Origin of the sequence: Sphingobium sp. LMA1-1-1.1, from assembly GCF_040676365.1 — a bacterium.
In the GTDB taxonomy this organism is placed as follows: Bacteria; Pseudomonadota; Alphaproteobacteria; order Sphingomonadales; family Sphingomonadaceae; genus Sphingobium.
Map to the genome: position 1 here is coordinate 1 of NZ_JBEGHS010000059.1, position 255 is coordinate 255.

The 255-nt window shown below is 60.8% G+C and carries 1 pseudogene; it reads right to left on the minus strand.

The features are described 5' to 3' along the window. A pseudogene (locus MRBLMA1_RS20050) lies at nucleotides 1–220 on the minus strand (IS3 family transposase); the annotation flags it as partial. Between the last annotated feature and the right edge of the window lie 35 nt (nucleotides 221–255).

Below are 255 nucleotides of genomic sequence, written 5' to 3' on the forward strand. Positions count from 1 at the left end.
TCAACCGGTCCGCCAACTCGGTCGGAACGCCGGCCCGCTTGCCACTGTTCACTTCGGCCTTTTTTACCCACTCCAGCAGCGTGTCGCCGGAACAACCGATCATGGCAGAAATCGAGGTGATAGCCGCTCAGCGGGATGGATGCTCGGCTTCTTGGTCCAGCACCAGGCGGACTGCCCGCTCGCGCACCTCCGGTGCAAACTTGTTCGTTGTCTTGCTCATCTTAGACCCTACCTCTCAGGAGTTAGGGCCTCCGG